The following is a 12,779-nucleotide window of genomic DNA, read 5'->3' on the forward strand; positions in this document are numbered from 1 at the left end:
GTTCCCCGATGCACCCCGCCACCGACCCCCGCCCCTCCCTGCTCCTCGCGATGGGCGGGGGCGTCGCCGGACGCCTGCTCACCGAGGCCCACCGGACCCGCCTCGCGGCCCTGACCCGCACCGACCCGCACCTCGTCGCCCACGACCTCGCCGCCCCGGACGAGCGGACCGCCGCCGCGCTCGCGGAGGCCGAGATCCTGCTCACCTGCTGGGGGGCGACCCCGCTCACCCCGGAGGTCCTGGACCGGGCGCCCCGGCTGCGGGCCGTCGTCCACGCGGCCGGATCGGTCAAGCACCACGTCACCGACGCCTGCTGGGAGCGGGGGCTGAGGGTCACCTCGGCCGCCGCCGCCAACGCGCTGCCGGTCGCCGAGTACACGCTCGCCGCGATCCTCTTCGCCGGGAAGGGCGTCCTGGACTCGGCCCGGCGGTACGCCGGGCTCCGCGCCGGCCACGACTGGCTCGCCGAGTCCGCCGGCCGGGGCAACTACCGCCGCACGGTCGGCATCGTCGGCGCCTCCCGCATCGGCCGCCGGGTGATCGACCTCCTGCGCCCCTTCGACTTCGAGGTCCTGCTGTACGACCCGTACGCCGAGGCCCCGCCCCCGGGTACGGAACTCGTGGGCCTGGACGAACTCTGCGCCCGCAGCACGGTCGTCTCGGTCCACGCGCCGCAGCTCCCGTCCACGTACCGCATGATCGGCGCGGCGCAGCTCGCGGCGATGCCGGACGGGACGACCCTGATCAACACCTCCCGGGGCTCCCTGGTGGACGAGGCGGCCCTCCTCCCCCACCTCGTCGCGGGCCGCCTCCACGCGGTCCTCGACGTCACGGACCCGGAGGTCCCCCCGCCGGACTCCCCCCTCTACACCCTTCCGAACGTCCTCCTCACCCCGCACGTGGCCGGCTCGCTCGGCAACGAACTGCACCGGATGGCGGACCGGGCGGTGGACGAGGTGGAGCGGTACGTACGGGGGGAGGCGTTCGCGGAGGAGGTGCGGGCGTCGGACCTCCGGCGGTCCGCGTAGCCGGGCGGGGCCGGGCGCTTCCGGGAGGACGGCGGCGGTACGGCGCGTCCGGGCCGCCGGGGCCGTCCGGTGCCGCGGGAAACCGAAACCGCGAACGCCGGGACCATCGAGAACACCGCGAACGCCGAAAACACCGAGGCCCGGTGCCCCCGCGACGGGGGCACCGGGCCTCAGTGGTCAGTTACGCGCCTCAGTGGGAGTGGCCGTGACCGTGGCCGTGGCCGTGGTCCGCCGGCTCCTCTTCCTTCTTCTCCACCACGAGGGTCTCGGTGGTGAGGAGGAGGGAGGCGATCGAGGCGGCGTTCTCCAGGGCGGAGCGCGTCACCTTCACCGGGTCGATGACGCCGGCCTTGACCAGGTCGCCGTACTCGCCGGTCGCGGCGTTGAAGCCCTGGCCCTTGTCGAGCTCCGCCACCTTGGAGGTGATGACGTAGCCCTCCAGGCCGGCGTTCTCGGCGATCCAGCGCAGCGGCTCGACGGCGGCGCGGCGGACGACCGCGACACCCGTGGCCTCGTCGCCGGTCTTGCCGAGGTTGCCCTCCAGGACCTTGACGGCGTGGACGAGCGCGGAGCCACCACCGGAGACGATGCCCTCCTCGACCGCGGCGCGGGTCGCGGAGATGGCGTCCTCCAGACGGTGCTTCTTCTCCTTCAGCTCCACCTCGGTGGCGGCGCCGACCTTGATCACGCACACGCCGCCGGCCAGCTTCGCGAGGCGCTCCTGGAGCTTCTCGCGGTCCCAGTCGGAGTCGGTGGACTCGATCTCGGCCTTGATCTGGTTGACGCGGCCCTGCACGTCCTCGGAGTTGCCGCCACCGTCGACGATGGTGGTGTCGTCCTTGGTGACCGTGACGCGGCGGGCGGTGCCGAGCACGTCCAGGCCGGCCTGGTCGAGCTTGAGGCCGACCTCCTCGGCGATGACGGTGGCGCCGGTCAGCGTCGCCATGTCGCCGAGCATCGCCTTGCGGCGGTCGCCGAAGCCGGGGGCCTTGACGGCCACGGCGTTGAAGGTGCCGCGGATCTTGTTCACGACCAGGGTCGACAGGGCCTCGCCCTCGACGTCCTCGGCGATGATCAGGAGCGGCTTGCTGGCGCCGGCCTGGATGACCTTCTCCAGGAGCGGGAGCAGGTCCTGGATCGAGGAGATCTTGCCCTGGTGGATCAGGATGTAGGGGTCGTCGAGGACGGCCTCCATGCGCTCCTGGTCGGTCACCATGTACGGGGACAGGTAGCCCTTGTCGAAGGCCATGCCCTCGGTGAAGTCGAGCTCCAGGCCGAAGGTGTTGGACTCCTCGACGGTGATGACGCCGTCCTTGCCGACCTTGTCCATCGCCTCGGCGATGAGCTCGCCGACCTGCTGGTCCTGCGCGGAGAGCGCGGCGACGGCGGCGATGTCGGACTTGTCGTCGATCGGGCGCGCGGTGGCGAGCAGCTCCTCGGACACGGCCTTGACGGCGGCGTCGATGCCCTTCTTCAGGGCGGCCGGGGAGGCGCCGGCGGCCACGTTGCGCAGGCCCTCGCGGACGAGCGCCTGGGCGAGCACGGTGGCGGTGGTGGTGCCGTCGCCCGCGATGTCGTTGGTCTTGGTCGCCACCTCCTTCACCAGCTGGGCGCCGAGGTTCTCGTACGGGTCCTCGATCTCGACCTCGCGGGCGATCGTGACACCGTCGTTGGTGATGGTGGGGGCGCCGAACTTCTTGTCGATGACGACGTTGCGGCCCTTGGGGCCGATCGTCACCTTCACCGTGTCGGCAAGCTTGTTGACGCCGCGCTCAAGGGCGCGACGGGCGTCCTCGTCGAACTTCAGGATCTTCGCCATGGGAGCGGTTCAGCCCTCTCGGAATCGGGTGGAACGAACCGCGCCCCGGGGCGCCTGGAAGGGGCCTCGGGGCGCAGCTCAAAGCATCTGCTTCAGGTACTTCGGTACTTCGGTGAACTACTTCTCGATGATCGCGAGCACGTCGCGGGCCGAGAGGACGAGGTACTCCTCGCCGTTGTACTTCACCTCGGTGCCGCCGTACTTGCTGTAGAGCACGACATCGCCGGTCTTGACGTCGAGCGGCAGGCGCTCGCCGTTCTCGAAGCGGCCCGGGCCCACGGCCAGGACGACGCCCTCCTGGGGCTTCTCCTTGGCGGTGTCCGGGATGACCAGGCCAGAGGCGGTGGTCTGCTCGGCGTCGAGCGGCTGGACCACGATGCGGTCCTCGAGCGGCTTGATGGCAACCTTGGAGCTGGTGGTCGTCACGATCCGACCTCCCCCTTCGGAGATCACGGGGTTGACTGTCTGAGGTGGCGAACCAGGTGGATCCGTCGTCGCGGGTGCCGGACCTGCCCGTCGCTGTGTTGGCACTCTCCGGTGGGGAGTGCCAGAGCCGAGACTATGGCCGCGATTAGCACTCGGTCAAGCGGAGTGCCAATTGATCGCTCCGTGGCGTGATCGGGGGCGCGCTCGTGCGGGGTCCTCCCGCGGAGGATCGCTCCCCCTCGCTCCCCGTACGGACCTCTCCCCCGCCTCCCGTACGGACCTCTCCCCCGCCTCCCGTACGGGCCTCTCCCCCGCCTCCCGTACGGACCTCTCCCCCGCCTCCCGTACGGGCCTCTCCCCCGCCTCCCGTACGGGTCTCCTCCACGCTTTCCGTACGGGTTCCCTCTCCGCCTCCCGTACGGGGACCCCCCGCGTTCCCGCAGCGCCGTTCTCCGCCGCTCCCCCGGGCCCCCGCACGGGCGGACGCCGGGGCGGGCGGCTCCGGGGAGCGGGGCCCCATCCGTTCCGCCGCCTTCCGGCCGAGCCGTTCGATCGGGTCGACCGGGGAGGAGCAGGCCGGGAGGGCGAGGAGCGAGCCGGTCACGGCCAGGGCGGCGGCGGTCCGCCGCCACCCGCACCTCACCGGTCTCACACGTAGTCCTCCAGCTTCGCCACCGCGTACCCCTTGGCCGTGATCACGTTCATCACGTGGCGGACCATGTCGGCCATGCTGCCGTCCCAGTCCTCCTTGCCCCGGAAGTGGGTGAGCACGATGTCCCCGGGGTGCAGGTCCCGGTCCCACTCGCGCCACTCCATGCGGTCGGGGAAGGCCTCGGCCGCCCAGAGCGGGACCGCCCTGATGCCGCAGGACCTGGCCGCGCGCAGCGTGTCGTCGTTGTAGTTGCCGTACGGCGGGCGGAAGAGTTCGGGCCGCTTGCCGAACTTCTTCTCCATGACCTCCTGCATGCCGCAGATCTCGTGCTTCTGCTCGTCGTACGAGAGGCCGGGCAGGTAGCGGTGGTGGAGGGTGTGGTTGTGGAGGGCGACCCCGCCCTTCTGGGACTTCTGCATGCGGGAGAAGTAGGCGTAGTCGTCGCTGACGACGTAGTCGCTGAGGAAGGCGCTGTACGGCAGCCGGAGCTCGTCCATCATCCGCAGCAGCTCGGGGTCCTTCTCCGCGCCGTCGTCGATCGTCAGGAAGACGACCTTCTCCTTGGTCGGCACGGTGGTGAAGACGGGCGGCATGCCGTCGCTCTTCGTCTCGAACCCCTTGCGGGTGCTGATCCGCGGCTTGACGGCCGGCGGGGCGGGCGCTTCGAGCGGGGGTTTCGCGAGGCCCCACTTCCGGGCGGCGAGCACGCGGGCGGCCCGCTGGGCGCGGAGTTCCTCGGCCCGCGTCCGGGGGGCCGCCTTCCGTTCGGCCCCCTGCTTCGCGGCCTGCTGGCCGGCGGCGGGGGCGGGCGGCGCGGCGCGGTCCGGAGCGGCGGCCCCGGAGCAGGCCGTGGCGACGGCGGCGAGGGCGGCGACGACGAGCGCCGCCCCGGACGTCCGGCGGGATCGATGCGCGCCCTTTGCCATCTTTTCTTCCTTTTGTCGTACGAGCTGCATGGCGCCGCATCCTGTCAGCGCGGGAACCCTTCCGGGCCCGCGACACCGCCGTACCGCGCCCGCCGTCCCCCGGCCGGCCCACAGCCCTCCAGGGACCACAATGGGGCGGTGACCGACCTCGCCTCCTTCGCCGCCCTGTTCACCCCCGAGGGGCAGGCGCTCCTCACCGCCCTGCGCGACCACGACCCCGCCCGGGAGCTGGCCGTGGCCTCCCGGCTGCGCCGCGACCACCCGGTCGAGCTGGTCACGGCCGCGCTCGGCCAGGCACGGCTGCGGCAGCGGGCGGTGGCGAAGTTCGGGGCGGAGGACGCGTTCCGGATGTACTTCACGCCGAACGGCGTCGAACAGTCGACCCGCGCCCCGGTCGGGGCGCACCGGGCGGCCCGGATGAAGGCGCTGGGCGTCGGCAGCGTGGCGGACCTGTGCTCCGGGATCGGCGGCGACGCGATCGCCCTCGCCCGCGCCGGGATCTCCGTCCTCGCCGTCGACCGCGACCCGCTGACCGCCGAGGCGGTCCGCGCCAACGCCGAGGCGCTCGGCCTGTCCGGCCTGATCGAGGTCCGGTGCGCGGACGTGACCGAGATCGACACCGGCCCGTACGACGCCGTCTTCGTGGACCCGGCGCGGCGCGGCGGCCGGGGCAGGATCTTCGACCCGGAGGCGTACTCGCCGCCGCTGTCCTGGGCCGTCGAGGCGGCCCGGAAGGCCCCGCACGCCGCCCTGAAGGTGGCCCCGGGCATCCCGCACGAGGCCGTTCCGGCGGAGGCCGAGGCCGAGTGGATCTCGGACGGCGGGGACGTGAAGGAGGCCGTGCTCTGGTTCGGCACGGAGCCCGGCGCGCGCCGGGCCACCCTGCTGCCCTCCGGCGCGGGCCTCACCGGACGCGGGCTGCCCGACCCGGCGGTCCGGCCGGTCGGCCGTTACCTGTACGAACCGGACGGCGCCGTGATCCGCGCGCACCTCGTCGCCGAGGTGGCGGAGGAGCTGGACGGCGGCCTGATCGACGAGACGATCGCGTACGTCACGGCGGACGCGCTCGTCCCCACCCCGTACGCCGCCGCGTACGAGATCACCGACGTGCTCCCCTTCAACCTCAAGAAGCTGAAGGCGCTGCTGCGGGAGCGCGAGGTCGGCACCCTGACGGTGAAGAAGCGCGGCTCGGCGGTCGAACCCGAGGAGGTCCGGCGCAAGGTGAGGCCGAAGGGCCCCCACGCGGCGACGGTGCTGCTCACCCGGGTCGCGGGGGCCCCGGCGATGCTGATCGGAAGCCCCGCCCGGCCGGCCGGCGAGCGGTGAGCCGCACCGCGGCGGGGGACGGCACCGGCCGGCGGGAGGCCTCGGGACGGGGCGGCGCGGGAGGGCTCAGGACGGGGCGGCGCGGGAGGCCTCAGAACGGCGCCACGCGGGAGGCCTCAGGGCGGGGCCGCGCGGCCGGGCGCCGTACGGGCCGCGCCCGTCTCCCGCGCCCGTCTCCCGCGCCCGCCCGAGCGGCAGCGCCCGCTCGCTCTCTCCTCGCGGATGCGGCGGCGGGGCCTTCCCCCGCCTTCCGCTCCTACGACGAACGGGAACCGCCCCCGTCGGCACCGCGCCCGGAAGGACCTCAGACGTAGTCCTCCAGGCGCGCCACCGTGAAGCCCTGCTCCCGGATGCGGCGCAGCAGGGTGGCCGTCATCTCGGTCATCGTGCGGCCCTTGAGCTCGGAGGGGCCCCGGAAGTGGGCGAGGACGATGTCGCCGGGGTGGAGCTTCCGGTCGCCGCGCTGGTACTGCATGTTCTTGATCTGCATGGACTCGCGCCACAGCACGATCGCGTCCACCCCGCACGCCCCGGCCGCCGTGCGCGTGGCCTCGTTCCAGTTGCCGTACGGCGGGCGGAAGAGGCGCGGGGTCCTGCCGTACCGGTCCGCCAGTTTCCTCTGCTGGCCGCAGATCTCCCGGCGCTGGGCGTCCGGGGAGAGGGTGCGCAGGTTCGGGTGGGTGAGGGTGTGGTTGGCGACGCCGTGGCCCTGGGCGACCAGCGGGTCGAAGTACCCGTAGTCGGCGCGGACGGCCGCGTCGGTGAGGAACATGGTGAAGGGGATTCCGAGGTCCTTCATCATCGTGACGAAGCGGGGGTCCTTCTCCGCCCCGTCGTCGATCGTGAGGAAGACGATCTTCTCCCGGGTGGGGATCTCGCTGATCACCGGCACCGGCTGCCCCGCCCGCCGGACCACCGGCTTCACCGCCGGCGGGGCGGGCGGCGCCGGGAGGGGTTCGAGTCCCCACGCGCGGTACGCGGCGGCGGTCCCGGGGGCCGCCGGGGCCCCGGCCGGGGGCGCGGGCGAGGGGACGGACGACGTCCTCGGGGCGGGCGCGGACGCGGGCGCGGGCGCGGCGGGGTGCTGCGCCGTGCAGCCGGTCACCAGCAGGGCCGAGGCGGTCAGGGCCGCCCAGAGCGCGATCGTCTTCTTCACGCGCGGGGAGATGCCCCCGCGCGTCGAAAGGTTGCCCGAACGGCGTCCGTGTGTCCGATCCGACTCCCCGTGCGGCCGGGGCGGCCGCACGGGAGGAGGGGGCTACTCCACCGCCTCGAACCGCCAGCGGTGGACCGGACGGCTGATCAGCTCCGCGTCCGGCTCCGGCAGTTCCGGCAGCTCGGCGCCGAACGTCTCCGCCTCCCACCAGGTGAGGACGAGGACCCGGTCCTGGGGCGCCCGGAAGACCTCCCGGCGCACCGGCTCGCGGGCGAGGACCCGGGACCGTTCCCGGGCCCATTCCAGGAGTTCGGCGCCCCGGCCCCGCGCGGCCCGCGCCTCCCACATCAGCGTGAGCCTCACGGGTACAGGTTCTCCTCGCCGGTCTCGTGCACGTGGTCGTGGTGGTGGGCGCCCGGCACGTGCGGGTCCGTCACCGGCAGCGACGAGTCCGCCGACAGCTCCAGGTCGGAGGCGGCCCGGTTGCGGGCGACCATCTCCGCGCCGAGGGCCGCGACCATCGCGCCGTTGTCGGTGCACAGGCCCGGCCGGGGCACCCGCAGCCGGATTCCGGCGCGGTCGCAGCGCTCCTGGGCGAGGGCCCGGAGCCGCGAGTTCGCCGCCACGCCGCCGCCGATCATCAGGTGGTCGACGCCCTCGTCCTTGCAGGCCCGGACGGCCTTGCGGGTGAGCACGTCCACGACCGCCTCCTGGAACGACGCGGCCACGTCCCGCACCGGCACCTCCTCGCCGGCCGCCTTCTTCGCCTCGATCCAGCGGGCCACGGCGGTCTTCAGGCCGGAGAAGGAGAAGTCGTACGCCGGGTCCCTGGGGCCGCTCAGGCCGCGCGGGAAGGCGATGGCGGCCGGGTCGCCCTCCCTGGCGAGCCGGTCGATGACCGGTCCGCCGGGGAAGCCGAGGTCGAGGACGCGGGCGATCTTGTCGAAGGCCTCGCCGGCCGCGTCGTCGATGGTGGCGCCCATCGGCCGGACGTCGGAGGTGATGTCGGCGGAGAGCAGCAGCGAGGAGTGGCCGCCGGAGACCAGGAGGGCCATCGTCGGCTCGGGCAGCTTCCCGTGCTCCAGCTGGTCGACGCAGATGTGCGAGGCGAGGTGGTTGACGCCGTAGAGCGGCTTGCCGAGGGCGTAGGCGTACGCCTTGGCCGCCGAGACGCCGACGAGCAGCGCGCCCGCGAGGCCGGGCCCGGCGGTGACGGCGACGCCGTCGAGGTCCCGGGCGGAGATCCCGGCGGTCCTCAGCGCGCGCTCGATCGTCGGGACCATGGCCTCCAGGTGGGCGCGGGAGGCGATCTCGGGCACGACGCCGCCGAAGCGGGCGTGGGTGTCGACGCTGGAGGCGACGGCGTCCGCGAGGAGGGTGGTTCCCCGGACGATGCCGACGCCGGTCTCGTCGCAGGAGGTCTCGATGCCGAGCACCAGCGGTTCGTCAGCAGCCATCAGATATCGGTCCCGGTTCCTTGAACGGTCAGTCGCATCACGAGCGCGTCGATGTTCCCCGGCTGGTAGTAGCCCCGCCGGAATCCGATGGGCTCGAAGCCGAAGCGCTCGTAGAGCTTCTGGGCCCTGGTGTTGTCCACGCGCACTTCGAGCAGGACCTCGTCGCACTCGAAGGCGGTGGCGTGCTGGAGAAGGTCGGTGAGGAGCCGGGCGCCGAGGCCCGTGCCCCACTGGTCGCGGGCGACGGCGATGGTCTGCACGTCCCCGAGGCCGCCGGCGGCGGCGAGTCCGGCGTACCCGACGAGCCTGCCGCCGGGGTCCTCCGCCACGACGTACCGGCGCGTGGCGCCCGGGCCGCGCGCGTGCGCGAGCTCCGACCAGAACATCCCTTCCGACCAGGCGTCCTCGGGGAACAGCTCGCCCTCCAGGGCGAGCACCGGTTCGATGTCCCACCAGCGCATCTCGCGCAGTTCCGCGCCGCCGGTCACTTGGGCGTGACCACCTTGTAGTTCTTGGGCACCTGGGCGTCGGGGCGGCGCAGGTACATCGGCAGCGGGTCCAGGAAGCCCCCGGCGTCCCCGGCCGCCAGCCTCTCCGCCGCGAGGGCGGCGATCGCGGCGGCCGACTGGTGCTCGGGGTCGCGGGCGTCGGGGAAGTCCCCGGGGTAGAGGCGGGCGCCCGCGCCGACGACCGGGAGCCCGGCGAGCGCGCCGGCGATGTCGGCGGGCCGGTCGACGGCGGCGTCGGTCACGCGGGTGCGGGAGTCGTCGTACCGCGCCCAGTAGACCTCCTTGCGGCGGGCGTCCGTGGCGACGGCGAAGGGCCCGTCGATCCCGGAGGCGTACGCGAGGCCGTCGAGGGTGCACAGGCCGTGCACGGGCACGCCGAGCGCGGACGAGAAGGCCGCGGCGGTGACGAGGCCGACGCGCAGGCCGGTGTAGGGGCCGGGGCCGACGCCGACGACGAGGCCGGTGACCGCGTCCAGGGTCAGTCCGGCCTCCCGGAGGACCCGGTCCACGGCGGGCATCAGCAGCTCCCCGTGGCGGCGGGCGTCGACCTGGCACGACGAGGCGACGACGGCCTCGCCGTCGTGGAGGGCGACGGTGACGGCGGGGGTGGCGGTATCCATGGCGAGCAACAGCACGCGAACAGCCTACGGCTCCCGGGCACGCTGCCCCGAACCCCGGAGCACCGGCTGCTACCGTCACCCTTCGACACGTTCGTACGAGAGGTGGGCACGGTGGCACGGAGCAGCTCGGGATTCGTGGCCGGGCTCACGGCGGCGGCGGTCGCCGCGGTCTGCTTCCTCGCCTACCAGGCGTCGGCCAACGCCCCCGCCGACGTGTCGGCGAAGCCCCCGGCACCGAGCGCGGCGGCCCCCTCGGTCTCCCCGAGCGGCGGCCCGAAGCGGCCGGTCAGGGACCCGCTGGCGCTGCCGGCGAACTCGGGCGCCGGCGAGCGGGTCGTGTATTCGCCGGCCGGGCGCCGGGTGTGGCTGGTGAACGGGAAGGGCAAGGTCACCCGCACCTTCCCGGTGATGCCGAGCACGGTCTCCCCGGCCCCGGGGACGTACGCGGTGACCTCGCGGTCCGGCTCCGTGCGGGGCTCGGACGGCGTGCAGATCGAGCACGTGGTGCGGTTCGCGACCGTCCAGGACGTGGCGATCGGCTTCAGCGCGGCGGTGGACGGCTCGACGCCGTCCCCGGACCCGTCGAAGAGGACCGGCGGCGTCCGCATGAAGCGGGCCGACGGGGACGCGCTGTGGGCGTTCGCGGTGATCGGCGCGAAGGTCGTCGTCGTCGCCTGACCCCCGCGTCCGCGCTCCTGCGCCCGCGCGCCGAGCCGGAGTCCCGCGCCCGTGGCGGGACCGGGACTCCCCGGGCCCCGGCGGGAGCGTGCGGGGCTACGCCGCTTCGGCGGCCTTCCCGTCCCCCGCGGGCGCGTACGCGCCGCGCTCGTCGCGCTCGTCGTCCTCGTACCGCCGGCGCGGCGGGGTCGACAGGGCACGGGCGGCCGCGCAGGACGCCAGCAGTTCGCTCATCGGGACGTGCTCCCGACCGGGTTCCGCGTGCTTCGGCCTCGCCATGCCTGCCTCCCGTAGGTTAGGTACACCTAACCAGCTCGTGCCTCCATGTCACCACGGCACGTACGGCCCGCGCAACATTTTGCCGACACGTCGTCGGAACCTACGGACGACGGGCCTACCGGAGGGCGTCGAGGTCCTCCCCGGCCCAGCGGGCGCCGACACCGCGCAGCACGACCGTGCGCCGGTCGTCGTCGGTGTCGCCGGTGACCCGGTGGATCAGGAGGTGCAGCCGGTCGTCGGTCAGCTCCTCGACCTTGCCGTCGCCCCACTCCACGACGACGACGGACTCGGGCAGCGAGACGTCCAGGTCGAGGTCCTCCATCTCGTCGAGGCCGCCGCCGAGGCGGTACGCGTCCACGTGGACCAGGGCCGGGCCGCCGACCAGGGACGGGTGGACGCGGGCGATGACGAAGGTCGGCGAGGTGACGGCGCCGCGCACCCCCAGTCCCTCGCCGAGGCCGCGGGTGAGGGTGGTCTTCCCGGCGCCCAGTTCGCCGGTGAGCATGACGAGGTCGCCGGGGCGGAGGACCTTCGCGAGCCGGCGGCCCAGGTCCTGCATGCGCTGGGGGGAGTCGACGGAGAGGGTGGCCTCGGACACGGACGGGGTGCCACCGGCTGCGGACGGGTGCGCTGCTTCCATACCCGCCAATTTAGCCCTTGCCGGCGCCCGCCTCCGCCGCCGTCGCCCCCGGTCCGGCCCCGGCCCGCACGAGCAGGTCCACCAGCCGGTCGGTGACGGTCTCCGGGTGTTCCAGCATCACCAGGTGGCCCCCGTCGGGGACGATCACCAGCTCCGCGCCGGGGAGCAGGGCGGCGATGGCCTCGGTGTGGGAGCTGGGGGTGATGAGGTCCCGTTCCCCCGCGAGCGCCAGCGCCGGCAGGCCCCGGAGGGCGGGCAGGGAGGCGGTCTTGTCGTGCTCGGCGAAGGCCGGGTAGAAGGCGGCGACGACGTCGATGGGAGTGGACTCGATCATGCGCTCCGCGAAGCGGGCGACCGCCGGGTCCACGTCCTCCGAGGCGAACGAGTACCTCTTGATCAGCCCGGCGAAGAGGTCCGCCGTCGCCCGGCGGCCGCGCTCGACCAGCTCCGTCCGGGCGCCGAGCGCGCGCAGGACGCCCGGCAGGACGCGCCGGGCCGCGTTGGCGCCCATGACGGGGAGGCCGTACGTCACCTCGTTCAGCTTTCCGGCCGAGGTGCCGACGAAGGCGACGCCGGCGACACGGTCGCGCATCACCTCCGGGTACTGCTCGGCGAACGCCATCACCGTCATGCCGCCCATGGAGTGCCCGACGAGGACGAGGGGGCCCTCGGGGGCGGCCGCCTCGATGACGGCCCCGAGGTCGCGGCCGAGCCGGTCGATGGAGACGGGCTCGCCGGCCGGGCCGTCCTGGGCGACGCCCCGGCCGGAGCGGCCGTGGCTGCGCTGGTCCCAGTGGACGGTCCGCACGAGGCCGCGCAGGGCGGCCCGCTGGAAGTGCCAGGAGTCCTGGTTGAGGCAGTAGCCGTGGCTGAAGACGACGGTGACGGGGGAGGGTTCCCCGGTCCCGAGGAGGTGACGGCGGCGGGCGGACGCGGCGTCCGTGCCGGACCGGCCGGCTCCGCCGGGCTCGTCGGCCCCGCTCGTCCCGCCCGTCCCGGCCGTCGCACTGAACTCGCCGACTTCATCGACCTCGTAGTAGAGGACGGTGCCGTCGTCCGCGAGCGCCCGGCCCGGGGTGCCGCGCAGTCCGCCGTAGGGACCGGTGGCGTCCAGGGCGAGCCGCGCCTTCTGGCGCACGGAGCGGCCGACGGTGAGCCGTTCGACGGCGACGCCGGCGGCGGCCCCGGCCGCCAGGACGCCCAGCGCGACACCGGCGAACCCGGCGCGCCGCCAGGCGCCGCCGTTGCTGGACTCCCCCACGG

Annotated in this window: 14 protein-coding genes; 3 read left to right on the forward strand and 11 right to left on the reverse strand. The window is 74.1% G+C overall.

Going from position 1 to position 12,779, the window contains the following annotated elements:
* Positions 1–8: 8 nt before the first annotated feature.
* Positions 9–1,028 (forward strand): hydroxyacid dehydrogenase, encoded by a 1,020-nt coding sequence (locus ACZ3IL_RS04125; protein ID WP_467386335.1) that lies wholly within the window; start codon positions 9–11, stop codon positions 1,026–1,028.
* A gap of 190 nt (positions 1,029–1,218) precedes the next feature.
* Here ACZ3IL_RS04125 and groL read toward each other — a convergent pair whose 3' ends face one another.
* The 3 genes from groL to ACZ3IL_RS04140 form a co-directional block, all read right to left on the reverse strand.
* Positions 1,219–2,847, reverse strand: a complete 1,629-nt coding sequence (groL, locus tag ACZ3IL_RS04130) for a chaperonin GroEL (RefSeq protein ID WP_388687863.1) — start codon at positions 2,845–2,847, stop codon at positions 1,219–1,221.
* A 117-nt stretch (positions 2,848–2,964) separates the two neighbouring features.
* The gene (groES, locus tag ACZ3IL_RS04135; RefSeq protein ID WP_190121666.1) at positions 2,965–3,273 is read right to left on the reverse strand and encodes a co-chaperone GroES; all 309 of its coding nucleotides are present in this window, start codon (positions 3,271–3,273) and stop codon (positions 2,965–2,967) included.
* Between the two features lie 648 nt (positions 3,274–3,921).
* Positions 3,922–4,881: a polysaccharide deacetylase family protein gene (locus tag ACZ3IL_RS04140; RefSeq protein ID WP_467386339.1), complete on the reverse strand. Its 960-nt coding sequence runs from the start codon at positions 4,879–4,881 to the stop codon at positions 3,922–3,924.
* Between the two features lie 108 nt (positions 4,882–4,989).
* On the opposite strand from ACZ3IL_RS04140, the gene ACZ3IL_RS04145 reads away from it, so the two are divergent.
* Positions 4,990–6,177, forward strand: a complete 1,188-nt coding sequence (locus ACZ3IL_RS04145; RefSeq protein ID WP_467386341.1) for a THUMP-like domain-containing protein — start codon at positions 4,990–4,992, stop codon at positions 6,175–6,177.
* A 304-nt stretch (positions 6,178–6,481) separates the two neighbouring features.
* On the opposite strand, the gene ACZ3IL_RS04150 is transcribed toward ACZ3IL_RS04145, so the two are convergent.
* The 5 genes from ACZ3IL_RS04150 to tsaB form a co-directional block, all read right to left on the reverse strand.
* Positions 6,482–7,333: a polysaccharide deacetylase family protein gene (locus ACZ3IL_RS04150; protein ID WP_467386343.1), complete on the reverse strand. Its 852-nt coding sequence runs from the start codon at positions 7,331–7,333 to the stop codon at positions 6,482–6,484.
* Positions 7,334–7,435: 102 nt separating this feature from the next.
* Positions 7,436–7,681, reverse strand: coding sequence for a hypothetical protein (locus ACZ3IL_RS04155; protein WP_467386811.1), 246 nt, complete (start codon positions 7,679–7,681; stop codon positions 7,436–7,438).
* Between the two features lie 11 nt (positions 7,682–7,692).
* Positions 7,693–8,790 (reverse strand): tRNA (adenosine(37)-N6)-threonylcarbamoyltransferase complex transferase subunit TsaD, encoded by a 1,098-nt coding sequence (gene tsaD / locus ACZ3IL_RS04160; RefSeq protein ID WP_467386345.1) that lies wholly within the window; start codon positions 8,788–8,790, stop codon positions 7,693–7,695.
* A complete protein-coding gene (gene rimI, locus ACZ3IL_RS04165) occupies positions 8,790–9,251 on the reverse strand; it encodes a ribosomal protein S18-alanine N-acetyltransferase (protein ID WP_467386813.1) in 462 nt (153 codons plus the stop codon). Before rimI ends, tsaD begins: the two co-directional genes overlap by 1 nt.
* A gap of 23 nt (positions 9,252–9,274) precedes the next feature.
* Complete coding sequence (tsaB, locus tag ACZ3IL_RS04170) at positions 9,275–9,934, reverse strand: tRNA (adenosine(37)-N6)-threonylcarbamoyltransferase complex dimerization subunit type 1 TsaB (protein ID WP_467386347.1); 660 nt, start codon at positions 9,932–9,934, stop codon at positions 9,275–9,277.
* Between the two features lie 120 nt (positions 9,935–10,054).
* On the opposite strand from tsaB, the gene ACZ3IL_RS04175 reads away from it, so the two are divergent.
* Entirely contained in the window at positions 10,055–10,597 is a 543-nt protein-coding gene (locus ACZ3IL_RS04175) for a L,D-transpeptidase (protein ID WP_467386815.1), read from the forward strand.
* A gap of 96 nt (positions 10,598–10,693) precedes the next feature.
* Here ACZ3IL_RS04175 and ACZ3IL_RS04180 read toward each other — a convergent pair whose 3' ends face one another.
* From ACZ3IL_RS04180 to ACZ3IL_RS04190, 3 genes are all read right to left on the reverse strand, one after another.
* Positions 10,694–10,876, reverse strand: coding sequence for a hypothetical protein (locus ACZ3IL_RS04180; RefSeq protein WP_467386349.1), 183 nt, complete (start codon positions 10,874–10,876; stop codon positions 10,694–10,696).
* Between the two features lie 115 nt (positions 10,877–10,991).
* Positions 10,992–11,516 (reverse strand): tRNA (adenosine(37)-N6)-threonylcarbamoyltransferase complex ATPase subunit type 1 TsaE, encoded by a 525-nt coding sequence (gene tsaE / locus ACZ3IL_RS04185; RefSeq protein ID WP_467386351.1) that lies wholly within the window; start codon positions 11,514–11,516, stop codon positions 10,992–10,994.
* A 10-nt stretch (positions 11,517–11,526) separates the two neighbouring features.
* Entirely contained in the window at positions 11,527–12,777 is a 1,251-nt protein-coding gene (locus ACZ3IL_RS04190; RefSeq protein ID WP_467386353.1) for an alpha/beta fold hydrolase, read from the reverse strand.
* Positions 12,778–12,779: the final 2 nt, after the last annotated feature.

It is taken from the genome of Streptomyces sp. NPDC014907 (assembly GCF_055562975.1).